The organism is Pseudoalteromonas galatheae, from assembly GCF_005886105.2.
Taxonomy (GTDB): domain Bacteria; phylum Pseudomonadota; class Gammaproteobacteria; order Enterobacterales; family Alteromonadaceae; genus Pseudoalteromonas; species Pseudoalteromonas galatheae.
Genome location: NZ_PNCO02000001.1, coordinates 2,961,666 through 2,988,091, shown reverse-complemented (window position 1 = coordinate 2,988,091; position 26,426 = coordinate 2,961,666). Strand labels below are relative to the sequence as shown.

The window sequence follows — 26,426 nt, the reverse complement described above, 5'->3', positions numbered from 1 at the left end:
TATATAATAAATCCGAATATTTACGATTATAGGAGCTTATCCAATTGTTAACAAGTAAAATCAGTTGGGATGAAACTTGGATACGGCAAGCAGCCTTGAGCGCACGATGAAGTACTGTTTTTCTAGTGCTTGCTTATTTATATACAGTCGAATTTTGCTCCCTTCTTGGACCAAAGAAGCAATCCCGCCTCTTTCTAAAAACTCAATACTTTCGCCCACGGTCAACATGTTTGACTCTATTGTATCGGTCCAAGCAGACAGTATATCAGTTTCATTTGTTTCATCAATGTATGTGATATCACAAGCGCTGGAAAGTTCCCTGTAAGTCCATGTTTTTTTCGCTTCAAGCAACTCTATAGGCTTGTTTCGAATGCTTAGATTTGTTGCGCTTTTTAGGTTAGATGCGGGTCCTGAGTCCATGGAATAAAAGCAAAACTGAATGCTATTTTTTGTTTCTTCTTCTGGAAACTCGATAAATTTAGCCATTTGATAGAGAAACGCTGAACGAACCTGATCCGGTGATTTTGCATTAACGATAAAAGGCATAAAAATAAGCAACAAGGCTAAGCTCGTTAGTTTCATTACAAGCTCCCTGAGAGTGGGAGAGTGATAATAAACTTAGCGCCTTGGCTAAACTCCTCATCCAAAGTGATTGAGCCCCCAAGTGCTTGAGTAACCAAATTATAGACTAGATGCATACCAAGGCCACTGCCTCCTTCACCGCGTCGAGTTGTCACGAACGGGTCAAAAATACGTTTTTTAATGGCTTTAGGCACACCCATGCCGTTATCTGTATATTCTATTACGAGTTGGTCGAGGCTTTGTCTGACTGCAATAAAAATTGTGTTATTTATCTGATCTTTAAAAGCATGAAGCAGGGAGTTTGTAATCAATTGTTCTAAAACTTGCTGTAAGGGGCCTGCTTTGCTATTAATTGCAAGTTCTGTGTCGCAATCAATAGTAACTTCGGGGTTTTTGGCCGCTAGGTCTGCACGCATTGAAGCAACGACTTCCGTAATCAAGTTCGATAAATCAATTTTAGAGTTAACTTCAAGATCTTGGCTTACCGCCAGTCGTTTAAAGCTTGAAACAAGCTCTGCTGCTCGATTTAGGTTTCGGTAGATGAGATCAAGATTTTCGATACCATCACTAACAAAACGCTCTAGTTGTTTTGAGGTTAATGATTTATTTTGAAAAGCTTCTCTAATGTCAGATAATTTATCTCTTAACAATGTTGAGCCTGTGATCCCTAAACCTATAGGTGTATTTACCTCGTGGGCAACGCCTGCGACCATTTGCCCCAGCGAGGCCATTTTTTCGTTCTCAATGATTTGGTTTTGGTATTGATGCATTCGCTCTAAAGCGTTTAGTAATTCTTGATTGGCTTCTCGTAGGGCAATCGTGCGCTGATTCACTTTTTCTTCTAAGCTCTGATTTAGTTGTTTTATTTCTTGCTTATCGGCTTTATGACGCTCAAGTTGGTTTTCGGTGCGCGCAAGCATAATATTTAAGTTATTGGCCAGTACATTTAATTCTGAGATATTACTACCTGGCGCTCTGGCACTATAATTATGATTTTTGGAAACGTCCTGCAGTAGTGAGGAAAGTTCTTCAATTGGCGTAGCGATGCGCTTTTGGATCCCCCTAGATACGAGTAGAACAAGAACAAGGACAAATAAGGTGAGTGCAATATCTACCAGTATTTTTTTATTTATATAGTTAGAAAGCCGCTCAAGTCCCCCGCGAATATAAACATAGCCTTCAATATTGCCTTCATAAACCACTGGTTTAATTAACTCTATGTAATCTTCTGAGACCTTCGGGGTTTTTAATTCCTCTATTTGATTCACTTTGAGTGGCACAGGAGGTGTACGACTAGCATTATAGCTGGTGAAAAATACCGGACTATTAGTTACATCATCCATGGCATAAATATGGATATTTTTGATGATATCTACATTTTGGAAAGACTTAAGGCGTGCATCCTCGGTTTTTCTATCATCAAACAAAATTGTGATCTGAGAATTGAAAGCAACGATGTCGGCTATCATCTCTATTTTGTTGATGATAAGTTGTTTTTGCTCTTTTACATCGAGGTAAGTGGAAATAGATATGGATAAAGAGAGGCACAGCGCGGTTACAAGCATCACTGCGCTGATCAATACTTTTCTTATGCTTGTTTTTGTTAATTGCTTACTCATTCTTATTCCAGCTGTATGATCAGCCTTAGCTATGGCCACAGAGCTTTTGAGATCCAATAACTCATTATAATAAAGTAGAGCAAATCTTTGAAAATGAAAAGATAAAAGGTAGGTTTGCGTTAAGGTTTACTTGACATAAGCAAGTAAACCTTGGTGTGAGTAAACTACTGCGCTTTGTAGATGGCGAATTTAGTGTTTTTAGTGACAACTTCGAATTGTTCGAAATGAGTTTCTAGAATCGGAGGATACTTCAAGAAGCTATTGGCAACCAGCTGAATATTAGACTTGGTATCCATGTAACGCTTGATGTTATGTAGAAATTGCTCTGCAATATCATAGTTTGTTGAAAGACCGGTATGAAATGGAGGGTTGCTCAAAATAAGGTTGAATTTACCGCTCAATTCACTCAAACCATCGCTAAGTAGCAAGGTTGCACTGAGGTTGTTTAAAGCTAGGGTCTGCTGCGTGGCAAACAGCGCAAGTGCATTGACATCTAAACAGGTGAATTTAAGTGTTGGGCTGTTCAATAAAGCGTAGCAGGCAATAAGCCCTGCACCGCAACCAAAATCTAACACTTTACCTTTATAGGGAAGGGTGACATTTTCTAGTAATAGTTGAGTACCTGCGTCGAGCTTCCCATGATTAAATACACCGGGCAAACTTGCGGCAGTAAACTCGGTTTTGGCGATACGTACCGAAAATGTCTGTACATAATGGCTTACATCAAAACTTGGGTTGGCAGTAAGCCTATCAAATTCATATAAAATGCAGTGCTTTGCGCTTTCTAATTTATAACAGTGTGCGGCGTGATCTTTAAGTTGTTTCTCCGCACTTTTCACCCCACTTTTGTTTTCGCCAACAACGAGTAACCTAGTTTCAGCTGTACTCAAGTGGCGGATATTATCAAATACCATTTGCGCTTCGGGTTTTGACTTAGGGTAATAATAAATAACTAAATCAATGTCCTGTAGTTGAGGTAGTTGATGATCTACATAGCTCTTAACATCGCTGACTTTATCGGCGTGCAGGTGGTCTGCAAAATCGAAACTAAAAGCATGAATTGCCGAATTTGGATTGAGCGCTTTTAATTCATGTAGGAAGCCATCGCGCTGATGGTTAATAACCAGAATATTGTTGGCAATAAGCTCTTCTTCATTACGAAGTAGTAATAAACTTGGGTTGGTAAACTGCAACGCTAACTCCTAGTGAATGTACTCAAATAGATGGACTGATGGGCATGAAGCAGCTTGTTGAGCCGCTCCATAATAAAGCGGGGTTGTTTAGCTAATACGCTCGAACATTAAGTCCCAAACGCCATGACCTAAACGATGGCCTCGCTGTTCAAACTTAGTAAGTGGTCTAAAATCTGGGCGAGGAACATAGTCATTGCTTTGCGACTGGTTTTTATAGCCAGGGGCTGCACTCATCACTTCAAGCATATGCTCGGCATAGTTTTCCCAGTCAGTTGCCATATGGAACACGCCACCTACTTTAAGCTTTTGGCGTATTTTCTCAGCAAATTCCAGTTGTACAATGCGACGTTTGTGGTGACGCTTTTTATGCCATGGATCAGGGAAGAATAGCTGTAATTTAGTAAGGCTGCCATCTGCGATACAATCCGCTAAGATTTCAACTGCATCATGTTCAAAAACACGTAAGTTAGTGATGCCCTGTTCATCTGCGTCCATCAAGCAAGCACCTACACCTGGACGGTGCACTTCTATGCCAATAAAGTTTTGTTGTGGGTTATTTTTTGCCATCTCAACGAGCGACTTACCCATTCCAAACCCAATCTCAAGAACGACTTCATTGCTGTTACCAAATACTTCTGTAAAGTCCAGCAAGCCTTGTTGGTGCTCCAGTCCCATCGTTGGCCAGCATTTTTCTAGCGATGCTGCTTGGCCTTTAGTAAGACGTCCTTCACGCTTAACAAAGCTACGCACTTTTCTGATGTACTTGCCTTCTTCCTGCGCCTGTTCGAGCGCACTTTTGCTTGATTCGTTCATGGTCATTTCTATGCTCGTGAAAATGGTCGCACATTATCGTCATTCAGTTGGTAATAAACAAGTATAGAGTGAAATTTTACGTGGTGACTATTAAAGCAATTGTGATTACACTGGCGGCTTTTGTAGTAAGTACTAGTCAGGTTTATGAAAGTTAGCCAGCAACAAGCTAAGTGGTTTGGTGAGCAAGTTGTGTCTTGGTATCACCTTCATGGTAGAAAAACACTGCCGTGGCAACTCGGAAAAACACCGTATAAAGTATGGATTTCTGAGGTGATGTTACAGCAGACTCAAGTAACTACAGTTATTCCTTATTTTGAGCGCTTTATGACGCGCTTCCCAACGGTAATTGAACTGGCTGATGCGCCAGAAGATGAAGTGCTACACCATTGGACTGGTTTAGGTTATTACGCTCGCGCGAGAAACCTTCACAAAGCCGCCAAAGTGATCAGAGATAAATATCATGGCAAATTTCCAGAAACATTAGAAGCCGTTATAGATTTGCCAGGAATAGGCCGCTCAACAGCTGGCGCAATACTCTCCCTTGCGCTTGGCCAGCACCACCCAATACTAGATGGTAATGTAAAGCGAGTACTAGCTAGGTTTTATATGGTTGAGGGCTGGTACGGAGTAAAAAAGGTCGAAAATCAGTTATGGTCTTTGAGTGATGCCGTCACGCCAAGCGGTGATGTGAGAGCGTTTAATCAGGCTATGATGGATTTAGGGTCTGGCGTATGTACCAGAAGCAGGCCAAGTTGTGAGACTTGTCCGCTAGTTGAGGAGTGCGCAGCGTTCAAAAATAACCGGGTAAAAGAGTTTCCTAACCCCAAACCTAAGAAAGAGAAACCAAAAAAGCGTGCTCACCACTTAATAATTAAATGTGATGATAAAGTGCTGATGGAGAAGCGTCCTTCGAGTGGAATTTGGGGTGGGTTATTCGGCTTTTTTGAGTTTGCAGAGCGAAATGAACTAGACGCGTTTATTAAGCAGCAAGAACTTAAACTTGAATGTACAAATACACTTGAACCCTTTGTGCATATTTTTACGCATTTTGAGTTAACTATTACTCCCGTGGTTGTGGAAGTAAAAAGCATGCCAGATTGTGTACATGATCAGCAACTGCTGTGGTTCGATACTCGGAACCCGCCAGAGGTTGGGCTCGCTGCACCGACTAAAAAGTTGGTTAAAGTATTAACCGCAATAGGGTAAACTGACACTATCACTGGTGCTGACTCTCATTGAGTGCACGATTAAAATTGAAGAGGTAGATACTCATGGCACGTACGGTATTTTGTCAAAAGTTACAAAAGGAAGCGCCTGGACTGGATTTTCAACTGTATCCAGGAGAAGTTGGTGAGCGCATATTTAATAACATCTCCAAAGAAGCTTGGCAGCAATGGCAGCATAAGCAAACCATGCTTATTAACGAAAAGCATCTTAACATGATGGACCCTGAGCATAGGCAAATGCTTGAAGAGCAGATGGTCGGCTTTTTATTTGAAGATAAAGAAGTCGAAATTGAAGGTTACAGACCACCAGAAAAATAAGAAAAATAAAGGTCGCATCAGCGACCTTTTTAGAACTAATAAACTCGATTAGTACTCTCTATCAACAGAAAGCTCAGCAAGTCCTATTAGGGCCTCTTTATGTACTGAATCTGGTAAAACGTTTAATTGTGCAATTGCTTTTTGAGCTTCTTCTTGGGCTTTAGCCATTGTGAAGTCAAGCGCTTTAGTTTCAGCCAATGTTGCTAAAATATCTTCAAGATAATCAAGCCCATTACCACTTTCGATAGCTGTTCTGATCTGAGCTGACTGTTGGGCATTTGCATGCTGCATTGCATAAATAAGCGGAAGCGTAGGTTTCCCCTCGGCGAGATCATCACCAATATTCTTGCCTAGCAGCTCTGCGTTAGCACTGTAGTCAAGAATATCGTCTACAAGTTGAAAGGCTGTGCCTAAATGCATACCGTAAAGCTTAAGTGCAGTTTTAATTTCGTCTGGTTGCTCTAACACCACTGCAGGTAGCAAAGTTGCAGCTTCGAATAGCTTTGCCGTTTTGCTGTAGATAACCTGCATATAACTCTTTTCAGTTGTATCTGGGTCATTACAGTTCATTAACTGTAACACCTCGCCTTCAGCGATGATATTAGTCGCATCGGCCAAAATCTGCATGACTTCCATATTGCCCAAACTGACCATCAACTGGAATGAGCGAGTGTAGATAAAATCACCGACCAATACGCTTGCTGCGTTTCCAAACTCTGCATTTGCAGTCGGTTCTCCACGGCGCATCAATGACTCATCAACCACGTCGTCATGGAGTAAGGTTGCAGTATGAATAAACTCTACAATTGTCGCTAGCGTGATATGCTTATCACCTTCGTAACCTAATGCTCGCGCGGCCAAAAGGGCTAACATTGGGCGGATACGTTTTCCTCCGCTATTTACAATGTATAAACCTAGCTGTTTTACAAGTGCAACATCAGATTGCATTTGTTGATGTATAAGTTGGTTGACGTCAAGCATATCTTGCTCAACCAAATTTTGGATAGTTTTTATATCCATTGCGCTCCGAGCCAATCTATTAACCGAAAATGAATAAACTTGGCGATTGTACTACAAAAAAATCATCGACTCGATAAATTGTCGTAGTTGCTTATAAAAAAACGTTTTTATGTCTACTTTTTGTTCTTTTAAAGGTTGCGTAATGAGTGAAATAGGTACGATGAAATCTCGCTTGGAACTGTAATAGGTAAATCATAGGTTCGCCTCCTGTCTTATGAATTGAGAGAAAAAAAGAGCTTGGCTTTGACATTTTTTTGACTAGAATAGGTGAAAATATTTGATTGCCCTCATACGAGCTAAATTTTATTCACTTTCTTCAAATTTACTCTTGCGCCAAGATACGCATTAGCGTAAACTTCGCGCCCTATTGAAGAATATTAAGTTGCGTCGATTTGAGGGCGCACAGACGGAGTTAATTATGTACGCGGTTTTCCAAAGTGGTGGTAAACAGCACCGTGTGACTGAAGGTCAAACAATTCGTTTAGAAAAGCTAAACGTTGAGACTGGTGCAGCAGTTGAATTTGATTCAGTACTTCTAATTGCTGATGGTGAAAAGATCGAGATCGGTGCACCGTTTGTTAACGGTGGTAAAATTACAGCTGAAGTTGTATCTCACGGTCGTGGCGAGAAGATTAAGATTGTTAAGTTTAGACGTCGTAAGCATTCTCGTAAGCAGATGGGCCACCGTCAGTGGTTCACTGAAGTTAAAATCACTGGCATTAGCGCTTAATTTTTAGAGGTACAAAGAGATGGCACATAAGAAGGCAGCTGGTAGTACTCGTAACGGTCGCGATTCAGAAAGTAAACGCTTAGGTGTTAAACGTTTTGGTGGCGAGTCAGTTTTAGCGGGTAACATCATCGTTCGTCAACGTGGTACACGTTTCCACGCAGGTACTAACGCAGGTATCGGTAAAGACCACACAATCTTCGCAAAAGCAGACGGTAAAGTTGTTTTTGAGCAGAAAGGTCCTTTAAACCGTAAATACGTTAGCATCGTTGCTGAGTAATCGGTATTAAATACTAAAAAACCCCGCTTAGGCGGGGTTTTTTGTTTTCAGCACATCAATTACCAAATTAGCTATATCAAGGCGTATTAATACAATTGGTATTAGGAGCGATTTGTCGCTGCTGCTATAATGATGTAGTGAATTCAGGCAGAGTTAAAGAGTTTAAACCATGAAGTTTGTCGATGAAGTAGAGATTAGAGCGGAAGCCGGAGATGGGGGCAGTGGTGTCGTTTCATTTCGCCGCGAAAAGTTTGTGCCAGATGGTGGCCCAGACGGAGGTGATGGCGGTGATGGCGGGAGTGTATTCCTTGAGGCTGATGAAAACTTAAATACGCTTATCGACTATCAATTTGAACGCTTTCACCGAGCCGAACGCGGTACTAATGGTCAAGGCCGAAATTGCACCGGTAAGAAAGGCCAGGATTTGGTACTCAAAGTGCCTGTAGGTACTCGTGTTACTGATGTTGATACCGAAGAATGCCTTGGTGATTTAACCAAGCATGGACAAAAGCTGATCGTAGCGAAAGGTGGATATCATGGCCTTGGTAATACGCGTTTTAAGTCAAGTACTAATCGCGCACCAAGACAGAAAACCCTAGGTACTCAAGGTGAAATTCGTAACCTTCGCTTAGAATTAATGCTGCTTGCAGACGTCGGCTTGTTAGGTCTGCCAAATGCCGGTAAATCTACGTTTATCCGCAGTGTATCTGCTGCCAAACCGAAAGTCGCTGACTATCCATTTACCACGCTAGTGCCTAATTTAGGCGTTGTAAGACCTGAGGCGAGCAAGTCATTTGTAATTGCTGATATCCCAGGCCTAATTGAAGGTGCTGCGGACGGTGCAGGCCTTGGCATTCGTTTCTTAAAGCACTTAGAGCGCTGTCGAGTGTTATTGCACATTATTGATGTGATGCCGGTTGATGGTAGTGATCCTGTTGAGAATGGCTTCGCTATTATTAACGAGCTGCATCAATATAGCCCTAAATTAGCAGAAAAGCCTCGTTGGTTAGTGCTAAATAAAGTGGATTTGTTGCTTGAAGAAGAAAGAGAAGAAGTGTGCGCCCGTATTGCTGAAGAGCTAGACGCTGAAAACTTTTATATGATCTCTGCTGCAAACAAGTTAAATACGCAACCTTTGTGCTTTGATATCATGAACCTTCTTGAAAGCATGCCAAAAGATAAATTCGAAGAAGAGCAGCAAGAAGAAGTTGAATTTAAGTGGGATACATACCACAGACATGCAACTAAAAATGATAAGAGCGATGATGATGACTGGGATGATTGGGATGACGACGACTACGATGTTGAAGTTATTTACGAGCGTTAAGCTGCATTGAGTTTATTTTAAAAGGCCCATTATATGGGCCTTTTTTATGCCTATTTGAACGGTATATTACTTCAACTCAGTATTCTCGCCGCAATTGTGTTGAAGATGATATACTAACCGAACATCTTGCATGCTAATTGTGTGTGAAAAACTAATACTAAAATACTATAAAGGTGCGTTGTGGTAATTTCAATGATAGCTGCGATGGCAAATAACCGTGTTATCGGAAAAGATAACGATATGCCGTGGCACTTGCCTGCAGATCTTCAACATTTCAAAAAGGTTACGCTAGGGAAGCCAGTGATTATGGGCCGAAAAACATTTGAGTCTATTGGTAGACCGCTGCCGGGCCGCAGAAACATAGTGATATCCAGAAACCTTGACTACACTAAAGAGGGTATAGAAGTGGTCACTTCGCCTGAAGCCGCACTGAGTGCAGTTGAAGATAGTGACGAAATTATGATAATTGGCGGTGGTCATATTTATGACATATTCTTACCTTATGCTCAGCGGCTCTATTTGACCTTCATTGATTTAGAAGTTGATGGGGATACTCAATTTCCTGATTACGAGCAAGTTGCCGAATGGGAAGTGCTTGAAACTGAGTGTAACGAACCTGATGAAAGAAATAATCATAGTTATAAATTCGTAACTCTGAACAAAAAACTATGAGTTTCTTGCTAACAATTGTTTAGGTTGCTAAAATATAGCCAGTTATATGCTACGAATAAAGTATTAAAGGGTCTGTGTAATGAAATTAACTACCGTGCTACTGTCAGCTACTATCGCTGTTGCAGCTTTTTCTTTTAGCAAACCAGTAAGTGCAAACGATCAGTTGGCGCTTTCTATATGTGAATATATCGCTGCGGACGATAAAAATCGCATTCGTAACGTGTTGAAAACATCGCGCCTTAAAATGCGTAATGTTTACGATGCAATCCAGTGCAACGGTAACAACCTACTAAGACATGCTATTGCTAGCAACGCAAGTGATGCTGGTGAATACATTATTAAAAGTATTCCAAAAAGCGCATTAGAAGACGGTAAAGATTTAGCATGGGCTGAATCAAACCACGGTGGTTCAGCATTGATTGCTGTTATTAAAGAGCGTGCAGGCCTTTAATTGTAAAGTTTACGCAATATGAAAGAGCCCTTATTAGGGCTTTTTTTATGCCTGAGTTTTCTAACAATCCTAATTAGCGTGTAATTTTTCTACCTCTCTATTTTTTGATTAGAGTCAGCTTCCTTCCAATTTTTGTAATAAATTTCTGCTAGGGCTCTTGAGAAATCGAGCAATCGTGCCAATACTATTGTTAAGGGTAAACGCAAAAGAAGGATTGCATATGAAGATTAATTTATCTGGCCATCACGTAGATGTAACCGATGCTGTTAAAAACCACGTTCATGAAAAGTTTGCCAAGATCGCTAACCATTTCCCGTCGTTGTTATCCCTAGACATCATCGTCAGTAAAGAACACAAACAATTTTACACGGAGATAAGTACAAACTACGCAGGTAGCCGAATATCGGTAAAAGGTGAAGACGAAGTGATGTATCCTGCTATTGCTAAAGCGTCTAAAAAGCTCGATGCAGCGTTGAAGCACCGAAAAGGCCAGTTAAAAGCCAATAAACATCAGAAGCCGGTGAGTACAACGCCACCTATTGCCCACGAGATTATTCAGGAAATGGAGCTGAAATAATCTTAGTTTCAGATAAACATCAGGCCCTACGGGGCCTTTTTTGATACACTTCCTCAATCATCCTAGCTAGCCTTAATTACGAGCATATGCCAAATTACCAAGAAATTTTAGAACAGGCTGCGCAGCGAGTTCAACCGTTGTTACGCGAAGGCAAAGTTGCTAACTATATTCCCGCTTTAGCTGAGCAGCCATTAGAACAATTTTCTGTTTCACTGCATACGGTAGATGGCGAAACTTATAGTGCCGGAGATACTGAAGCCAAATTTACGATTCAATCAGTATCTAAAGTAATGACATTGACGTTGGCGTTACAGCGCTATGGCGACGAGCTTTGGAGTCGGGTAGGGAAGGAGCCTTCGGGTACTGCTTTTAACTCGTTAACTCAGCTTGAGTTCGAAAATGGTATCCCAAGAAACCCCTTTATAAATGCAGGTGCTATTGTAACTTGTGATGCACTTTACTCTCGTTTATCCGCTCCAATTCATACCATGCTAGAAAGCTATAGAGCGATGTCTGGTAACGACAAGCTGTGTATTAATAAGGTTGTGGCGCAGTCTGAGTATGATCACAGGTACAGAAATGCGGCGATGGCTTATTTGATGAAGTCATTTGGTAATTTTAATAATGAAGTTGAGGACGTATTGTGGTCATATTTCAATTTTTGCGCAATTGAAATGAATACCACTGAGTTGGCGAAGTCATTTTCGTATCTGTCTAGTCAGGGATATTGCAACTTATCAAAACAGCGGATACTTACCAAAAAACAAACCAAGCAAATGAACTCGCTGTTATTTACAAGTGGTCTTTACGATGCCGCAGGTGACTTTGGTTATCGAGTAGGGATGCCTGGTAAGTCGGGTGTCGGAGGGGCGATAATCGCTATCGTACCTAACCGTTTTACAATTTCGGTATGGTCACCTGGACTTGATAAAGTTGGTAATTCTTTGGCTGGGATTGCAGCATTAGAGTATCTATCCAACGAACTTGGTACTGCTATTTTTTAAAGCCAAGGTATTTATACCAGCCAAGTTATAGAACATAAAAATAGCGACCGAAGTCGCTATTTTTACCAATCTTAAACGGTCTAAGGAGCGTTATTGTTCCCAGTATGATTGCTCTAGTGAGTCTTCACGCTCAGGTAGGCCTCTAGATAGCCTAGGTGAATGCTGAACGAGTACCTCATAGCTTGCACGGTTTGCATATTTACTTATCTGTGCCAGCGATGAATAAGTAATTGCACTTTGTTCATGTTTTGCTGAGTTTGGTACATTCAGCTTATGGTATTCATTGGCACAAATATCATGCAGAACAGCGGCAAGAGCGCAGTCACCTGCACCATTAGTATTCTTGATGATGTCTGGTCCACCCATATAAGGAGCGGTATGGCTGTATGCTCTGATAGGGTTCTCACACTGGGCTTTTTTCATTGCGCGTGAGAATTCGTAGCGATTAAATTCAGGAATAGCACCAGGCAGCAATGGGTATTCAGTCACACGCTTGCAGCAGTCATCAACATAACCCGCCATAAATAGCCCCTTGGGGCCCGCAGTACAAATGACCATATCAACCCAGTCCAATGCTTTATCCGCGGCGAGAAGTGGATCGCTAAAGCCTGTTATCGCTTCCCCTTCTTCTTCGTTCATCGCAAGGATATCAACATGTTTAGCAACGAAGTCAGCCCACCATTTTGGGTCTTGTTCAATTAAGAACTTAGTGCCAAGTGTTAATACAACGGGTACGCCAGCATTATTGGCATACTCAACCGCCTGCATCGTCGCTTGTGTCATGGTTTCGTCGCCACTCGTACGCATCAAGTAAGCGCTGATCACTAATGCCGAGGACTCTTCGATAAGCGTTTGGCAAATAGACTCAGGACGTAGGTGGTTCATTAATCCTGCGCTGATAGCAAAAGTACGCTCACCACTGTCATCAATAAGTGTAAAGCAACGACCAATGGGACCATCAACTGGCTGCAAGTAGTCCAGATCCACTCGGCTTGAGGTGTTACATAAAAATTTATAGGCGTAGCTGCCAATCTTTATGTTTTCACTCATCACCCCAAGTAGGACTGAGCGATCATCTGCTAGCACCGAATAGTTGTGCATGGTGTTACCTATGGTACCGCCGGCAAATTCATAGTCGATCATGTCATCACGTTTTAGCCTATCATAAAGGGCGTTGGTGACATCATTGTCTATCACTTGTGACATACCACGCTGTAAGTGGAACTCATCAAGAAAAGCTTGATCCACTTTCGCTTCGATATCAACGACGATTTGATCTATACCACAGATATAGCTCCTTTTTAGCCGATCATCAGCGTGTAACTGGTTAATAAGCGGATCTTTATCTTCCACCGGAAAATAGTGTTTATGCCTACGGCGTCCCGGAAATTTCATATTCTACCCGTGTGTTTTTGAGCTTACGAAATAAAAAAAGCGGCGAATTATAGCGTAAATCCAACCCTGTGAGCCACGGCAAAATTGCGAAAATTATCAATAATGTCCGCAAAATATTAAAAAGATGTTGGTAACATCCTGAGTTTGCTTATAAAAGCAGCTGTATTGGTGACTATGATTATTTAAGAATAGCAGCTTAACCAGAGCTCTGCTGGAGGTGATATACTCCATTTTAGATGAGGAAGATAATAAAATTACCATGTCAGAAGTAAAAGATGATCAATATTGGATGAAAGTGGCGTTAGCTTTTGCTGACAAAGCTGAAGCCGAAAACGAAATTCCTGTCGGCGCTGTTGTAGTGAAAGATGGTGAAATGATAGCTGCGGGTTGGAACCGTTCGATTACCTGTCATGATCCTTCGGCTCACGCTGAAATGATTGCCATTCGAGAAGCTGGCAAAGTCGTTGAAAATTATCGGCTGATAGATTGCACTTTATATGTGACGCTTGAGCCATGTCCTATGTGTGCCGGTTTACTGGTCCATAGTCGCTTAAGCAGAGTGGTGTTTGGGGCATCTGACGCAAAAACGGGCGCTGCTGGTTCGATAATGAACCTGTTACAGCATGAAAAGCTCAACCACCAATTAGAAGTTACATCGGGCGTATTGAGTGAAGTATGTGGCGAAAAGCTGTCTGCATTTTTTAAGCGCAGACGCCAAGAGATTAAAGCGGCAAAAAAATTGAAAAACGGTAGTACTTAGGGCTGTACTACCGCTGTGGCTGCTTTTGCATCCCTTTGCTCTTCCATTTGGATTAGCGCAAAAATACGATGGCGCAGGAGCATTTTGCGATGTGCATTTTTCATCATTACACGGCGACGATTTGGCGACGTGTACTTAGTGTTACGTTTAAATTGATGATTCCGACGTCTTCTCAACATAGAACCTCCGAATGTGAGAGATTAGTTGGGGAAACTCCCCAGATATTAATTTAGTATAAATACGCTATGCTTGTGACAGATTTATGACCTTTTGAAGCATTTATCAAGCCAGCTTAGTAAATATTAATTACTGTTGCTTTTCGACTTCTCTGACTTTGTCTGGATTATCAACAGGAGTCGTTTGCGAAGAGGCTTTACTGCTGTCAGGTAGGAGTGCACCGTTATCTTCCAACCACACAAGTGCATCATAATAGCGGCGGATATTATCTACATACGTTACCGCGACATCACCACGAGCATATCCATATCTTGTATTTCGATAGTAGCGCTTTTTAGTAAGTAGTGGTAGTCGTTTTTTAACGTCTGCCCAGTTATTCGGATCGCCTCCTTGATCTGCAGTAATGCTACGCGCATCTCGCACATGTCCCCAGCCCACATTGTAAGAAGCAAGGGCAAGCCAAGTACTATCGGGCTGCTGTATTTCTTCAGGCATACGGTCAAATAAAATACGTAGGTATTTGGCGCCACCTTCAATATTTTGCTGGGCATTGAGACGATTTGTCACGCCAACTCTTTTAGCTGTGGGTTGCGTTAACATCATGATACCGCGGACCCCTGTAGGAGACTTAGCTCTGGGATCCCACATCGATTCTTGATAGCTGACCGCAGCAAGTAGACGCCAATCGATATTGTGCTGTTTCGAATAACTTTTAAACCACTTGAGATAGGTTGGTAGGGTGCTATGTACAGCTTCGACAAACGCTAAGGTGTTTACATAATTAAACTCTTCGATATGACCAAAATACTTCTCTTCAAGCGTAGCCAGAAAGTTGTTTTGTTGTACTCGAGCGAAAAATGCAGGTAGCAATGCATATAACGAATCGTCTTTTTCGTTACGCATCATCCACGCCACATGTTCATCTTTTGTAACTGAAAACGCAATACTGACGGTCGGGTGGTAGCGCCTAAATAGGGCCAGTGAATGTGAGTCTGTAATAGTGTAGTCAATCTCTCCATCAATGATAGCCTGCAGCAGCTCTTCCTCACCTTTATCTGAGACAACCTCCCAACTCAAATGAGGATGGCTTGTTTTAGCCTCTTCAAGCGCGATAACATGATTGCTGTGTGCAAGTACTGTAATTGGCGCTTTAATATCATCAAAGTCTCTTGGCCACTCTCTGCCTTGTTTGTACACGAGCTTTTGACTGATCATTCTATACGTTGGGCCAAAACGATATTTCGCTGTTCTTGATGGGTGAAAGCTCACCGCGGAGGCAACGATATCTAGGTCTCCGGCATCTAGCCGTGCAAATAACTCATCTAGATTAAAGTAAGGAACGATGTGTAATTCAACACCAAGCTCATTGGCAAATTCACTCGCCAGTTCATATTCAAACCCTTGTTCTCCAGTAGTACCTTGATAGTAGTTTCCCGGGCCCGCAAGCGTGCCAACACGTAATACCTTATTTTGTTTTACATGTTGCAACTGATTAAGAGGGGCTTTGTCGCACCCAACTAAACAGATGGCAACAAAGCACATAAAGACGTATTTAAACATGACCTAGGTTCTCTTTTGCGCTTGAAATCTCAACTTACCGCAGCAAAATCATAATTGCAAAAGCCGAATTAACTTAAGGTAATGATAGATTTGCATGATATTTTCTAGTTTTGACAAATTAGTGTTAATTCCGCGCGCTATTTCCACTATAATGAGCGCCCAAAGATATCGTTCAATCCTTAACCCCGGATGAAAATACCTATGTTAATCCTACGTGGTGCACCTGCACTTTCAGATTTCAAAGTCCAAAAGATCCTTAAAACCTGCGCTGCAGCTCAATTACCAGTTACCAATGTTTATGCCGAGTTCATGCATTTTGCTGACTTAACGGCTGAGCTTTCAGAGGCTGAGTTAACTAAGCTCAACAGCCTGTTAAAGTATGGACCAACTATTACGGAGCACACGCCAGAGGGCAAACTGATCTTGGTAACACCAAGGATCGGAACTATCTCTCCTTGGGCTTCTAAAGCGACAGATATTGCAAACAACTGTGGTCTTACGCAAGTACACCGTGTTGAGCGTGGTATTGCTTATTATGTTGAGGGTGAACTAACACAAGCTCAGTTCGAAGAAGTTGCACAGTTACTTCATGACCGCATGACCGAATCTGTTCATGCAGAGCTTGATGATGCAGCTAAATTATTCCGCACGGAAACGCCCCGCCCAATGTCTTCAGTGGATATTCTTGGCGGTGGCCGTGAAGCACTCGCGGTTGCGAACGTTGAGCAAGGCTTTGCACTTGCTGATGACGAAATCGACTACTTGGTAGAAAGCTTTGAAAAGCTTGGCCGTAACCCTAATGACATCGAACTGTTCATGTTCGCTCAAGCAAACTCTGAACACTGTCGTCACAAAATTTTCAACGCTGATTGGACTATCGATGGTGTAGAACAGCCTAAGTCGCTGTTTAAAATGATTAAAAACACCTACGAAACCAATAGCGACAACGTACTTTCGGCGTATAAAGATAACGCCGCGGTAATGACCGGCTCTAAAGCGGGTCGTTTCTTCCCAAATACTGACGGCGAATACGCTTACCACGAGGAAGATATCCACATTCTTATGAAAGTGGAAACGCACAACCACCCAACGGCGATTGCCCCATTTTCTGGCGCATCAACAGGTTCAGGTGGTGAGATCCGCGATGAAGGTGCAACCGGTCGTGGTTCTAAGCCAAAAGCGGGTTTAGTTGGCTTCACGGTTTCTAACCTTCGTATTCCTGGTTTTGAGCAACCTTGGGAAACTAACTTTGGTAAACCAGGGCGCATTGTTAATGCACTAGACATCATGCTTGATGGCCCACTTGGTGGCGCTGCATTTAACAACGAATTTGGTCGTCCAAATCTATTGGGTTACTTCCGAACTTACGAAGAAAAAGTAGAAAGCCATAATGGCGCTGAAGTACGTGGTTACCACAAGCCAATCATGATCGCTGGTGGTTTAGGTAACATCCGTGAAGATCACGTGCAAAAAGGCTCAATCCCTGTAGGTGCTAAGCTAATCGCACTTGGTGGTCCTGCAATGAACATCGGGCTTGGCGGTGGGGCTGCTTCATCAATGGCATCTGGCCAATCAAACGAAGATTTAGACTTTGCTTCTGTTCAGCGTGAAAACCCTGAAATGGAACGTCGTTGTCAGGAAGTGATCGACAAATGTTGGCAGCTTGGTGATGATAACCCAATTGCGTTTATTCACGATGTGGGCGCGGGTGGTTTATCAAATGCATTTCCTGAGCTTGTCGACGACGGTGGCCGTGGTGGTAAATTCCAGCTGCGTAACATCCCGAACGATGAACCAGGCATGGCACCACACGAAATCTGGTGTAACGAGTCGCAAGAGCGTTATGTATTGGCAGTTGCAGCTGAAGACTTTGCTCGCTTTGAAGCAATTTGTAAGCGTGAGCGCGCACAATATGCAGTAATTGGTGAAGCGACAGAAGAGCGTCACCTAACAGTCGCTGATAGCCACTTTGATAATAATCCTGTGGACCTGCCACTAGACGTATTACTTGGCAAGCCACCAAAAATGCATCGTGACGTTGAGTCAAAGCGTGTAGTAGGTACAGCATTAGATACTGCTGGTATTGAGCTTGAAGATGCAGCTAAGCGTTTACTTCGCCTACCAACGATTGCTGAGAAAACATTCCTTATCACGATTGGTGACAGAACCGTAACAGGTTTGGTCGCACGTGACCAAATGGTTGGCCCTTGGCAAGTACCAGTCGCTAACTGTGCGGTAACGGCGGCAACTTACGATACTTACCACGGTGAAGCGATGTCGATGGGTGAGCGTACCCCAGCGGCACTGCTTAACTATGGAGCATCGGCTCGTCTAGCAGTAGCAGAAGCGTTAACTAATATCGCTGGTGCTAATATCGGTAGCCTCAACAACATTAAGCTTTCTGCAAACTGGATGGCGGCTGCGGGTCACCCAGGTGAAGATGCAGGTCTTTACGAAGCGGTTAAAGCGGTTGGTGAAGAATTATGTCCGGCATTAGGCCTTACAATCCCAGTTGGTAAAGACTCAATGTCGATGAAGACTCAGTGGGATGAGAATGGCGAAGAAAAGTCAGTGACTGCGCCATTATCACTTATCATCACTGCATTTGGTCGTGTTGAAGATATTCGCAAAACAGTCACGCCTGAGCTTCGTACAGACAAGGGTGAAACCAGCCTATTCTTACTTGACTTAGGTGCTGGTCAAAACCGTCTTGGCGCGTCAAGCTTAGCGCAAGTGTATAAGCAACTTGGCGACAAGACACCTGATGTTGACAGCCCTGAGCTGTTAAAAGGCTTCTACAATGCGGTACAAGCATTAGTTGAGTCTGGCAAGCTTATCGCTTACCACGACCGCTCTGACGGTGGTCTATTCACCACTGCTGCGGAAATGGCGTTCGCAGGCCACACAGGTGTGAGCATTGAATTAGATGCGCTGCAAGGTACAGACTTAGAAGTGCTATTCAATGAAGAGCTTGGCGCAGTATTGCAAGTTCGCAATGACGATATCGCTGCGGTTGAAGCGGTGTTTGCTGAGCACGGTATTGCTGATATTGCACATCGCATCGGTACGCTAAACAGTGAAGACAAGGTTATCTTTACTCGTGGCGGTCAGGCAGTACTTGAAAATACTCGCACAGAGCTTCGCACTATCTGGGCTGAGACAACTTACCAGATGCAAGCACTACGTGATAACCCAGATTGCGCGAAGCAAGAGTTTGATGCTAAGTTCGATGACAAAGATCCGGGCCTAAACGTTAAACTAAGCTTTGATCTAAACGAAGATATCGCAGCGCCTTACATTGCAAAAGGGGTGAAGCCGCAAGTTGCTATCTTACGTGAACAGGGTGTTAACTCACATATTGAAATGGCAGCAGCGTTTAACCGTGCTGGCTTTGCGGCAATTGACGTACATATGAGTGACATCCTTGAAGGTCGCTTAACGCTAGAGCAATTCAAAGGCCTAGTGGCATGTGGTGGCTTCTCATACGGTGACGTTTTAGGTGCTGGTGAAGGCTGGGCTAAATCAATCCTATTCCATGACTCAGCACGTGAGCAATTCCAAGGTTTCTTCCAACGCCAAGATACCTTCAGCTTAGGTGTGTGTAATGGTTGTCAGATGCTTTCTACATTAAAAGAGCTGATCCCTGGCACGGAAAACTGGCCACGTTTTGTTACGAACAAGTCAGAGCGTTTTGAAGCGCGTTTCAGCTTAGTTGAAGTACAGCAAAGCCCGTCAATCTTCTTTGATGGTATGGCTGGCTCTCGTATGCCAATCGCGGTATCACATGGTGAAGGTCATGCTGAGTTTGCAAGTGAAGCAGCGGTACAAACTGCACTGAATTCAGGTTCAGTTGCTGTGAAGTTTGTTGATAACTACGGTGATCCAACCACTCAGTACCCAGCTAACCCGAATGGCTCTCCTGCTGGTATTACGGGCATGACGTCAACAGACGGCCGTGCAACTGTGATGATGCCGCATCCTGAGCGTGTATTCAGAGCAGTAGCAAACTCTTGGCACCCTGATGAGTGGCAAGAAGATAGCCCTTGGATGCGTATGTTCCGCAATGCGCGTAAGCTAGTAGGCTAACACGACATATATTTGAAAAAGGTCACTTCGGTGGCCTTTTTTATTCATGGCTCGATAATTATCTATCGGGTACACTGAAAGGGAAATAGCAATCATGTTTTAGGGATACGAATGAAAAAATGGCTTTGGAGCTTAGTGTTGATACTCAGTGTTTTAGTGGGTGTTTACTTTGCCAGAGTTCCTTTGTCGCTCTGGGCCATTAAACATTTTATACCAGTTAATGAACTTCAGATCAGTTGTCTTGACTGGCGTTTGTCGAGCTTCAATCGTATCCATATTACAAAAGCATGTGTGCAGACAGATGCGTTTAATGCCCAGCTTTATGACGCACAACTCAGCATGCAACAAGTCAATATTGAAAAAGCGGACATGCAACTTCTTCCGCCCAAAAAGTCAGGTGCAACTAAACCACAGCGCCTTGCGTTGCCACTCGACATCACCAGACCCAAAATGCATGTTGCTGAGCTGTCTATTTCTGGCGAGCCATTACCAAAGCCATTAGTTGTGTCGATTTCGGAGTCCGAACTGAATCAATTTGTAGTTTCAGGTGACATTGCTGCAGAAGTTACGTTGCAGCCAGAGCGTATTGCTGCAAATATTGACCTAAGTGGCAAGTACCTCAGTGCTTTGTTACCTCCTCAGATCCAAGCCCTTTCAGGAACTAGCAAACTTGAATTCGATGGTCTAGCTATGGACGCAGAGCTAGAACTTGAGACTTTAGTGGCGCTCGAACAGGATGAGTGTAAAGGTAGTGCTGCGTATATTGGTGCTGTGTCAGGGCGGTATGATTTAGCCTCGCAGCAGGGGAAGATAGCACTTGCCGAGCCGATTTCAGCGAAATCAACGCTTAATTGTCTTACTTCTGAATATAACAAACTGTTACCGACCACTTGGCAGCTCCGTTTACCGAGTGAAATTACTATTTCTGCCGATTCAATCGCGACAGATTTACTTGAAGTGACAGGTAAAGATAAACCGTTACAGCTTGAAGTGAACGAGTTGGCAGTCGACTTAACTGAGCCTTTCGTCAATGGTGATATTCGCCTTGAATTTGCCGATGAAAAGTGGGGCGCGCATACACTGGCGGGAGCGCTTAGTGCGCGGCCAAATTTTGTTGATATGAGCGGGGAAATCACAAGTGACCTTCAAAAGCTTACACTGCAAGATGTTATTGCTGAGAACCTTGAGCTCAATAGCCGCTTCAAAATATTGGGTGATCCAACCGAGCTAATTACAGTTGAGGCTCAGCCGAGCATATTCTCAACCCAGTTATCGACATCAGATTTGGTGATTGATAATCCATCTTTGACGCTTGACTTACATGCGCAGCTAGATGTGCCAAAACTCAAAAGTGGGCATTTACTACACAGAGTCTTACCTGAAGGAATGAGTTTTGCGATAACGCTTGATTCAACACTGCAAAACCTGAGTGTTGAGAATGTGACAGCAAAACAGAGTGCGTTGAGCGGGCGAGTTGTGCTTGAGCCTACACACGATTTTGATATCAACCTCACCTTAACCAGTACACAAATACAACAGCAGAATTACAAACTAAATGAGTTAGCGCAGACGCTCCACTGGCAAGGCTCAGTCGCGACAGGAGAAATCTTTTCAACCCTGTCTGGCGATACCAAGGTAGCAGAAGTTAACTTAGCCGATTTCAGTTTGAAAAACGTAAGCATTGATAGCAAAGGGCAGCAAAGCCGTGGATTGATGGCGTCACATGTGATTAATATTGATGGTGTAAAGGTGTTGCTTGAGCATCAATATTCAAGCTTAAAACATCCAGCACAATTACACGTGCCCAAGCAGCAGCTCACTCAACTTCAGCCATATATTGACGCGCTTTTACCGAACTTAAAAGTTACCCATGGTAACTTCTATGCAATACTCGAAGGGGATTTATCCACGCGCATATTTACCTTAGACGGGAGCGTTCAAAATGGATCTGCGTTATTTAATGAACGGCTTATTCAAAATGCAACGATTGATGTCTTTGGTCTATTAAGTTCAGCAGATATTCAACTCAAGCCAACCACACTGAGCGTTGAAGAGTTGAGAGCTGGTGTTATCGTTCAAGCAATAACAGGCCAACTGCTCAGCGAAGCAGGCGTGGCTAAACTAAAAGATATTAACGCACAAGTTTTTGCCGGTAACGTGGGGGTTGATGAAGTTAGTTTGGTCCCAACGCCGCAGGTCGTTCGAGTATCGCTAGATAAACTGAGTTTAGATCTTATTGCCGCCTCTGGGCATGATGCAGGCGTTGAGCTGAGAGGGCTGATCTCAGGCAAGTTACCAGTACAAGTGTCTTCATCTGGGGTACGTATTGAATCTGGTCATATCCATAATGTTGGTGAAGGGCTGTTAAAGGTTGAAAACAATGCATCAATTAATGCGTTAAAAGAGCAGCAACCTAGCTTACAAACGGTGATTGGTGTACTTGACGAGTTGACCATTGAGCAATTGAGTAGTGGCGTAAATTTAAATGAAGACGGCTGGTTGGACTTAGATGTTAAAATTACAGGAATTAACAAACTCCAACAACAACCAGTAAACTTTAACTATACACACTCAGAAAATGTGTTTACCTTATTACGAGCCCTACGCTTGAGCGACGAGATCACGCGCGAAGTGGAAAATGCGTTAAATAAAGAGGAGCGTTAGTGAATGAAATGGATGCTAGTGATATCAGCTTTATTGGTGTTGAGTGCTTGTACTCATAAGGTGCAAGTGGAAACCAAAGAGCCCATAACGATCAACTTAAATGTAAAAGTAGATCACGAGATCCGCGTGAAGGTGGATAAAGAACTCGACAACTTATTCAGCGAAGACAGTGAGCTATTCTAAGGAGGATTTATGAAGCTTAAAGCAATCTCTACCCTAATAATTGGGCTCAGTATGAGCTTCGCCGCATTCGCAATTTCTATTGACGATGCTAAATCACAGGGTTTGGTTGGTGAGACTACATCAGGCTATCTTGGTGTAGTAAAAAGTGGTCAAGGCGTACAGCAGCTAGTTGATGAAGTGAATGAAAAGCGCAAACAGAAATACCAGCAATTAGCGAAAAAGAACGGGATCACGCTTGAGCAAGTAGAGGCTTTAGCGGCTAAAAAAGCGTATAACAAAACGCAATCAGGTCATTATATTCAAGTAAATGGCAGCTGGGTGAAAAAGTAATACTTCCAAAATCTTACAAGAAAAGGCTGGCTAAACCAGCCTTTTGACTATTTAGGCTTGTGGCATTGCTGAAGCAAATGCTGCCAAAACGCTTCCCCTTTTCGTCTTGCCAGACGAATATTATTTTCCGGGATCTGCTCCGGGTCGTCATATTCAGCTAATGCTTGAGCCATGCTTTCTTCGCGGATCAAGTGGAGTGTAGGATATGGTGCTCGGTTAGTGTAATTTGCCGCATCATGCTCATCGCTATCAGCAAACACATAATCTGGGTGAAACGTAGCAATTTGATAAGTGCCTTCAAACCCTTGCGCGACTAATAAAGCGTTTGCTAGGTCGACGAGATCCAAAAAGTCGTCAAAATTGCTAAAACCCTTATCAAATATAACTAGTGTTGTTTCTCGCTCTGGCTCATGGTTTAACTCTGAGCACTGCTCTAACATATCCATCACGGCATCGTCGTGGCTTATCGCTTGAGACACGAAATAATGAATGCTGTTACTTTCAACTTCCTGTCGAGCAAACGGGCAAAAGTTGTATTTTACAATGACTTGGCTAACCCAGTTTTGCATTGTAGAGATGACTGTATTCATGAATTATTCCAAGCTCTTATTGATTAGTTTCATGGTTTTAGCAATAGCCCCGGTATTTTCAACTAGTACCGATTGAGCGTTAGCACCGATTTGCATTCGAAGCGATTTATTTTCAAATAGCGTAATAATTTGAGCGGCAAGCTTGTCCTCATCATCGATTATGATGGCACCTTGTTGCGCGATAAGTTGAGGGTATATATGCGCAAAATTATAGGTATGTGGGCCAGTTAAAATAGGTACGCCGTGAGCCGCCGCTTCTAGCGGGTTATGACCGCCGCGCTCAATCAAGCTACCACCAATATAGGCGATATCGGCACTGCCAAATAGCCACTTTAATTCCCCTAAAGTATCCGCTAACAAGACCGAGGCTTCTGTGTTTATGTTGTCGCTGCTCTTTCTGGTAAAAGCGATCTCTTGCTCACTGAGGTGGTCAGCAACTGCTTGAAACTGCTCGGGATGACGAGGCGCGATAATGAGTAACGCATTACTTACTTGCTTTAATACTCGCTGATGTGCAGCGATGACTTGTTCATGCTCCTTAGGGTGCGTAGATCCAGCAAGCCAAATTAACCGCTCGGGGTAATTTGCTTGAAACTGTTTTGCCTTTGCAGTTTCTTCTCCAGTGACTGAAATATCAAACTTGATTGAGCCGGTAATGTGAAGTTTAGATTGAACAAGCCCAAGCTTGATAAAACGCTCGCCGTCTTCTTCATTATGGGCTGCAAGCAGATCTATGTTGTGCATTAAGTCTTTCGTTAACCAAGCGTGCTTTTTATAACCTTGGTATGACTTTTCAGAGAGTCTGGCATTGACTACCAAGGTTTTACATTGGTTTTGTTTGGCATAATGAAAAAGATTAGGCCACAGCTCAGTTTCCATCACAATAAGGAGTTTGGGCTTCAAGGTATTGAAAAATTTTCTGACCGCAAAAGCAAAATCTATAGGTAAATAACAGACATGTACTTGTATATTGCTGTGAAAAGCTTTTGTTATCTCTTCTCTACCTGTTGGGGTGTTACAAGTGACAATGATTGGAGCAGCAGCTTGTTCTTTAAGTACTGATTTTATGAGAGGTGTGGCTGCAAGCACTTCACCAACAGAGGCGCAATGGATCACAACAGCATGTGGCGGCAGCTTGTTTAGATTAAAGCCTAAACGCTCTGTAAAATAAGCTCGATAGTCAGGGTTTTTCCTACCTCTAATAAAATACAGATAACTCAATAAAATAGGTGCTAATACTAGCAACAATAAGGAATATAGTCGGCGCGCCATAGGAGTCGCTTAAGCTCAAAAATCAGTATTTTACCTTGTTCCTGGGCGAAATTGAATGAACAACACAATTTTACACAGTTCAACAGATGCCTATGGGCTTTTGGTTTGGTAGTATTTAGCGCATTAAAAGTAATGGAATAACAAAATGAATTTAGCTCGAGTACTCGCTTGCTGTAGTTTATTAGCTTCGAATCTCGCTTTTGCGAGCCCAACAGCCTATTTACCCATTGGGCAAGATCCGCTGTTGGAATATCAAATCGATAAAATGTTTGCGTTGACCGTTGGTACGCCTATGGCAAAGCCTTACCGTATCAGTGAAATCAAGATGCATTTGATGAAGCTTAGGCATATTGACGCCACATTACAGCAGAGTATTAGTCAGGGAATTGCACCTTATTTGCAGGATGATGCGTTGACGCAAAGGTCGATAACACTACGTGTTGATAGTGGTGAGGAAAAACAAATTGCCAACGACAGAGGTAATTACAGCGGTGAGTATGCTGAACTGGGGCTCGGTGGTGTTTGGCGAGGAGGCGACTCGAGTATTCTACAAATTGGTGCTGAGTATCGAGTAGATGCAAACAAACTTGTTCCATACAATACTTTTTATGGCATGTCCTACGGTAATTTGCAGCTTAATTTAGGATATAAAGAACATTGGTTTTCACCATTTAAGCATTCGGCTCAGGTATATTCTAATAACGCTAGACCTTCATTATCAGCTTCTTTGGGTTTAGTTGTGCCTATTCGAAATTGGTGGAACTTCGATTTTGAGTTGTTTTATTCTGAACTTGAGAAAGTCCATGACGGGATTCGTTTTCAAGGCACGCTTCACGATGGAACACCTAAAATAGCGGGTAGTCACTTTAGTATAGAGCCATTAGCTGGATGGAAAATCGGTCTAAACAGAGTCATGCAATTCGGAGGCGGGCCTAGAAAAGTAGATTTTAAGGACTTTGTTAAGGCATATTTTGACCCTGTTGGAAACGATAATAAGATAGGTGATCTCACTCAAGATGATGAACTGGGCGATCAATGGGCAACTATCACGACCAGCTTTACCACAAATTACGGCACTCAAGCACAATGGTATTTAGAATACGGTGGTGAGGATAGCAATAACCATAAAAACTATTTGTTTGGTAATACGGTTGTCAATGTTGGCGTTTTTCTCCCTCAAATGACTTCAACGACTTCATTACGCTATGAGTTTACTGATATGGAAAGCTTATGGTATGTAAACGAAATTTACGATACTTATGGCAATACGATCGACGGATTTGGCGTTGGGCATTTTGCTGCAAACCATCGCCAGTTCGATGATGGTGCACCGACGCAAATTCACGTTTTAGAAGGTACTTACCAATCAGATTATCGTTCATTATGGAGAGCTAAGCTTTCAATTATCGATAATGAAAGTAATTATTTGAATGAACTTGGTGAGCTTGGTGCTGAGTATGAACGAGGCTACGAGTTTGAGTTGGCGCATATTGGTGAAGCCTATAGCAAGCAAGTCGAAACGAAATTAACCTTGGGTAAAGATGTCTTCGGTGAGAATTACACTTGGTTATCAGTCCATGTATACTGGTAAGTATCACGC

25 protein-coding genes are annotated in these 26,426 nt (G+C 42.8%); 15 read left to right on the top strand and 10 right to left on the bottom strand.

The features are described 5' to 3' along the window. Positions 1-60 precede the first annotated feature (60 nt). From CWC29_RS13205 to trmB, 4 genes are all read right to left on the bottom strand, one after another. A complete protein-coding gene (locus CWC29_RS13205) occupies positions 61-582 on the bottom strand; it encodes a YfiR family protein (RefSeq protein WP_128726812.1) in 522 nt (173 codons plus the stop codon). Next, positions 582-2,201 (bottom strand): sensor histidine kinase, encoded by a 1,620-nt coding sequence (locus CWC29_RS13200; protein WP_128726811.1) that lies wholly within the window; start codon positions 2,199-2,201, stop codon positions 582-584. Before CWC29_RS13200 ends, CWC29_RS13205 begins: the two co-directional genes overlap by 1 nt. A gap of 164 nt (positions 2,202-2,365) precedes the next feature. Then, positions 2,366-3,394 (bottom strand): methyltransferase, encoded by a 1,029-nt coding sequence (locus CWC29_RS13195; protein WP_138524127.1) that lies wholly within the window; start codon positions 3,392-3,394, stop codon positions 2,366-2,368. 87 nt (positions 3,395-3,481) lie between these two features. After that, positions 3,482-4,207, bottom strand: a complete 726-nt coding sequence (gene trmB, locus CWC29_RS13190; protein WP_138524129.1) for a tRNA (guanosine(46)-N7)-methyltransferase TrmB — start codon at positions 4,205-4,207, stop codon at positions 3,482-3,484. 144 nt (positions 4,208-4,351) lie between these two features. Between trmB and mutY the strand changes: the two genes are divergently transcribed. Next, entirely contained in the window at positions 4,352-5,413 is a 1,062-nt protein-coding gene (gene mutY / locus CWC29_RS13185; protein WP_138524131.1) for an A/G-specific adenine glycosylase, read from the top strand. 65 nt (positions 5,414-5,478) lie between these two features. After that, positions 5,479-5,751: an oxidative damage protection protein gene (locus tag CWC29_RS13180; protein ID WP_010379401.1), complete on the top strand. Its 273-nt coding sequence runs from the start codon at positions 5,479-5,481 to the stop codon at positions 5,749-5,751. 48 nt (positions 5,752-5,799) lie between these two features. On the opposite strand, the gene ispB is transcribed toward CWC29_RS13180, so the two are convergent. Further along, positions 5,800-6,771: an octaprenyl diphosphate synthase gene (gene ispB, locus CWC29_RS13175; RefSeq protein ID WP_138524133.1), complete on the bottom strand. Its 972-nt coding sequence runs from the start codon at positions 6,769-6,771 to the stop codon at positions 5,800-5,802. A 418-nt stretch (positions 6,772-7,189) separates the two neighbouring features. Here ispB and rplU point away from each other — a divergent pair, with 418 nt between their 5' ends. The 7 genes from rplU (at position 7,190) to glsB (ending at position 11,809) form a co-directional block, all read left to right on the top strand. Continuing rightward, entirely contained in the window at positions 7,190-7,501 is a 312-nt protein-coding gene (gene rplU, locus CWC29_RS13170) for a 50S ribosomal protein L21 (RefSeq protein WP_010374575.1), read from the top strand. 19 nt (positions 7,502-7,520) lie between these two features. Continuing rightward, positions 7,521-7,778, top strand: a complete 258-nt coding sequence (gene rpmA / locus CWC29_RS13165; RefSeq protein WP_125253289.1) for a 50S ribosomal protein L27 — start codon at positions 7,521-7,523, stop codon at positions 7,776-7,778. A 169-nt stretch (positions 7,779-7,947) separates the two neighbouring features. Beyond that, complete coding sequence (gene cgtA, locus CWC29_RS13160) at positions 7,948-9,105, top strand: Obg family GTPase CgtA (protein ID WP_138524135.1); 1,158 nt, start codon at positions 7,948-7,950, stop codon at positions 9,103-9,105. A gap of 180 nt (positions 9,106-9,285) precedes the next feature. After that, positions 9,286-9,777, top strand: coding sequence for a type 3 dihydrofolate reductase (folA, locus tag CWC29_RS13155; protein ID WP_339143843.1), 492 nt, complete (start codon positions 9,286-9,288; stop codon positions 9,775-9,777). Between the two features lie 79 nt (positions 9,778-9,856). Then, entirely contained in the window at positions 9,857-10,228 is a 372-nt protein-coding gene (locus tag CWC29_RS13150; RefSeq protein WP_128726806.1) for a DUF3718 domain-containing protein, read from the top strand. A gap of 220 nt (positions 10,229-10,448) precedes the next feature. Beyond that, a complete protein-coding gene (gene hpf, locus CWC29_RS13145; protein ID WP_010374586.1) occupies positions 10,449-10,805 on the top strand; it encodes a ribosome hibernation-promoting factor, HPF/YfiA family in 357 nt (118 codons plus the stop codon). Between the two features lie 86 nt (positions 10,806-10,891). Next, complete coding sequence (glsB, locus tag CWC29_RS13140; RefSeq protein ID WP_138524137.1) at positions 10,892-11,809, top strand: glutaminase B; 918 nt, start codon at positions 10,892-10,894, stop codon at positions 11,807-11,809. A gap of 90 nt (positions 11,810-11,899) precedes the next feature. Here glsB and CWC29_RS13135 read toward each other — a convergent pair whose 3' ends face one another. Further along, a complete protein-coding gene (locus CWC29_RS13135; protein ID WP_128726804.1) occupies positions 11,900-13,204 on the bottom strand; it encodes an inosine/guanosine kinase in 1,305 nt (434 codons plus the stop codon). 259 nt (positions 13,205-13,463) lie between these two features. Between CWC29_RS13135 and tadA the strand changes: the two genes are divergently transcribed. Next, positions 13,464-13,964 (top strand): tRNA adenosine(34) deaminase TadA, encoded by a 501-nt coding sequence (tadA, locus tag CWC29_RS13130; RefSeq protein WP_138524139.1) that lies wholly within the window; start codon positions 13,464-13,466, stop codon positions 13,962-13,964. Here the strand turns inward: tadA and CWC29_RS13125 are convergent. Further along, positions 13,961-14,143, bottom strand: coding sequence for a hypothetical protein (locus tag CWC29_RS13125; protein WP_128726802.1), 183 nt, complete (start codon positions 14,141-14,143; stop codon positions 13,961-13,963). The two genes, tadA and CWC29_RS13125, sit on opposite strands and share 4 nt — an antisense overlap. 127 nt (positions 14,144-14,270) lie before the next feature. Then, complete coding sequence (gene mltF, locus CWC29_RS13120; protein ID WP_128726801.1) at positions 14,271-15,701, bottom strand: membrane-bound lytic murein transglycosylase MltF; 1,431 nt, start codon at positions 15,699-15,701, stop codon at positions 14,271-14,273. A gap of 201 nt (positions 15,702-15,902) precedes the next feature. Here mltF and purL point away from each other — a divergent pair, with 201 nt between their 5' ends. From purL to CWC29_RS13100, 4 genes are all read left to right on the top strand, one after another. Further along, positions 15,903-19,787, top strand: a complete 3,885-nt coding sequence (purL, locus tag CWC29_RS13115) for a phosphoribosylformylglycinamidine synthase (protein WP_138524141.1) — start codon at positions 15,903-15,905, stop codon at positions 19,785-19,787. A gap of 111 nt (positions 19,788-19,898) precedes the next feature. Next, positions 19,899-22,451 (top strand): intermembrane phospholipid transport protein YdbH family protein, encoded by a 2,553-nt coding sequence (locus CWC29_RS13110; protein WP_138524142.1) that lies wholly within the window; start codon positions 19,899-19,901, stop codon positions 22,449-22,451. Between the two features lie 3 nt (positions 22,452-22,454). Then, positions 22,455-22,634 (top strand): YnbE family lipoprotein, encoded by a 180-nt coding sequence (locus CWC29_RS13105; protein WP_010374602.1) that lies wholly within the window; start codon positions 22,455-22,457, stop codon positions 22,632-22,634. 9 nt (positions 22,635-22,643) lie between these two features. After that, a complete protein-coding gene (locus tag CWC29_RS13100) occupies positions 22,644-22,964 on the top strand; it encodes a YdbL family protein (RefSeq protein ID WP_128726798.1) in 321 nt (106 codons plus the stop codon). Between the two features lie 47 nt (positions 22,965-23,011). On the opposite strand, the gene CWC29_RS13095 is transcribed toward CWC29_RS13100, so the two are convergent. Both CWC29_RS13095 and waaA read right to left on the bottom strand, forming a co-directional pair. Further along, positions 23,012-23,554 (bottom strand): DUF1415 domain-containing protein, encoded by a 543-nt coding sequence (locus tag CWC29_RS13095; protein ID WP_128726797.1) that lies wholly within the window; start codon positions 23,552-23,554, stop codon positions 23,012-23,014. Between the two features lie 3 nt (positions 23,555-23,557). Continuing rightward, complete coding sequence (waaA, locus tag CWC29_RS13090; protein WP_138524144.1) at positions 23,558-24,826, bottom strand: lipid IV(A) 3-deoxy-D-manno-octulosonic acid transferase; 1,269 nt, start codon at positions 24,824-24,826, stop codon at positions 23,558-23,560. 145 nt (positions 24,827-24,971) lie between these two features. On the opposite strand from waaA, the gene CWC29_RS13085 reads away from it, so the two are divergent. Then, complete coding sequence (locus tag CWC29_RS13085) at positions 24,972-26,417, top strand: capsule assembly Wzi family protein (RefSeq protein WP_128726795.1); 1,446 nt, start codon at positions 24,972-24,974, stop codon at positions 26,415-26,417. Positions 26,418-26,426 lie beyond the last annotated feature (9 nt).

What these genes read in the sequence shown, in the direction of transcription:
- CWC29_RS13085 (WP_128726795.1), top strand. Translation starts at nt 24,972, where the DNA reads ATGAATTTAGCTCGAGTACTCGCTTGCTGTAGTTTATTAGCTTCGAAT.
- CWC29_RS13180 (WP_010379401.1), top strand. Translation starts at nt 5,479, where the DNA reads ATGGCACGTACGGTATTTTGTCAAAAGTTACAAAAGGAAGCGCCTGGA.
- waaA (WP_138524144.1), bottom strand. Translation starts at nt 24,826, where the DNA reads ATGGCGCGCCGACTATATTCCTTATTGTTGCTAGTATTAGCACCTATT.
- rplU (WP_010374575.1), top strand. Translation starts at nt 7,190, where the DNA reads ATGTACGCGGTTTTCCAAAGTGGTGGTAAACAGCACCGTGTGACTGAA.
- trmB (WP_138524129.1), bottom strand. Translation starts at nt 4,207, where the DNA reads ATGAACGAATCAAGCAAAAGTGCGCTCGAACAGGCGCAGGAAGAAGGC.
- glsB (WP_138524137.1), top strand. Translation starts at nt 10,892, where the DNA reads ATGCCAAATTACCAAGAAATTTTAGAACAGGCTGCGCAGCGAGTTCAA.
- CWC29_RS13150 (WP_128726806.1), top strand. Translation starts at nt 9,857, where the DNA reads ATGAAATTAACTACCGTGCTACTGTCAGCTACTATCGCTGTTGCAGCT.
- mutY (WP_138524131.1), top strand. Translation starts at nt 4,352, where the DNA reads ATGAAAGTTAGCCAGCAACAAGCTAAGTGGTTTGGTGAGCAAGTTGTG.
- rpmA (WP_125253289.1), top strand. Translation starts at nt 7,521, where the DNA reads ATGGCACATAAGAAGGCAGCTGGTAGTACTCGTAACGGTCGCGATTCA.
- purL (WP_138524141.1), top strand. Translation starts at nt 15,903, where the DNA reads ATGTTAATCCTACGTGGTGCACCTGCACTTTCAGATTTCAAAGTCCAA.
- ispB (WP_138524133.1), bottom strand. Translation starts at nt 6,771, where the DNA reads ATGGATATAAAAACTATCCAAAATTTGGTTGAGCAAGATATGCTTGAC.
- CWC29_RS13125 (WP_128726802.1), bottom strand. Translation starts at nt 14,143, where the DNA reads ATGTTGAGAAGACGTCGGAATCATCAATTTAAACGTAACACTAAGTAC.
- CWC29_RS13135 (WP_128726804.1), bottom strand. Translation starts at nt 13,204, where the DNA reads ATGAAATTTCCGGGACGCCGTAGGCATAAACACTATTTTCCGGTGGAA.
- cgtA (WP_138524135.1), top strand. Translation starts at nt 7,948, where the DNA reads ATGAAGTTTGTCGATGAAGTAGAGATTAGAGCGGAAGCCGGAGATGGG.
- CWC29_RS13105 (WP_010374602.1), top strand. Translation starts at nt 22,455, where the DNA reads ATGAAATGGATGCTAGTGATATCAGCTTTATTGGTGTTGAGTGCTTGT.
- CWC29_RS13200 (WP_128726811.1), bottom strand. Translation starts at nt 2,201, where the DNA reads ATGAGTAAGCAATTAACAAAAACAAGCATAAGAAAAGTATTGATCAGC.
- CWC29_RS13205 (WP_128726812.1), bottom strand. Translation starts at nt 582, where the DNA reads ATGAAACTAACGAGCTTAGCCTTGTTGCTTATTTTTATGCCTTTTATC.
- CWC29_RS13110 (WP_138524142.1), top strand. Translation starts at nt 19,899, where the DNA reads ATGAAAAAATGGCTTTGGAGCTTAGTGTTGATACTCAGTGTTTTAGTG.
- hpf (WP_010374586.1), top strand. Translation starts at nt 10,449, where the DNA reads ATGAAGATTAATTTATCTGGCCATCACGTAGATGTAACCGATGCTGTT.
- CWC29_RS13095 (WP_128726797.1), bottom strand. Translation starts at nt 23,554, where the DNA reads ATGAATACAGTCATCTCTACAATGCAAAACTGGGTTAGCCAAGTCATT.
- mltF (WP_128726801.1), bottom strand. Translation starts at nt 15,701, where the DNA reads ATGTTTAAATACGTCTTTATGTGCTTTGTTGCCATCTGTTTAGTTGGG.
- tadA (WP_138524139.1), top strand. Translation starts at nt 13,464, where the DNA reads ATGTCAGAAGTAAAAGATGATCAATATTGGATGAAAGTGGCGTTAGCT.
- CWC29_RS13100 (WP_128726798.1), top strand. Translation starts at nt 22,644, where the DNA reads ATGAAGCTTAAAGCAATCTCTACCCTAATAATTGGGCTCAGTATGAGC.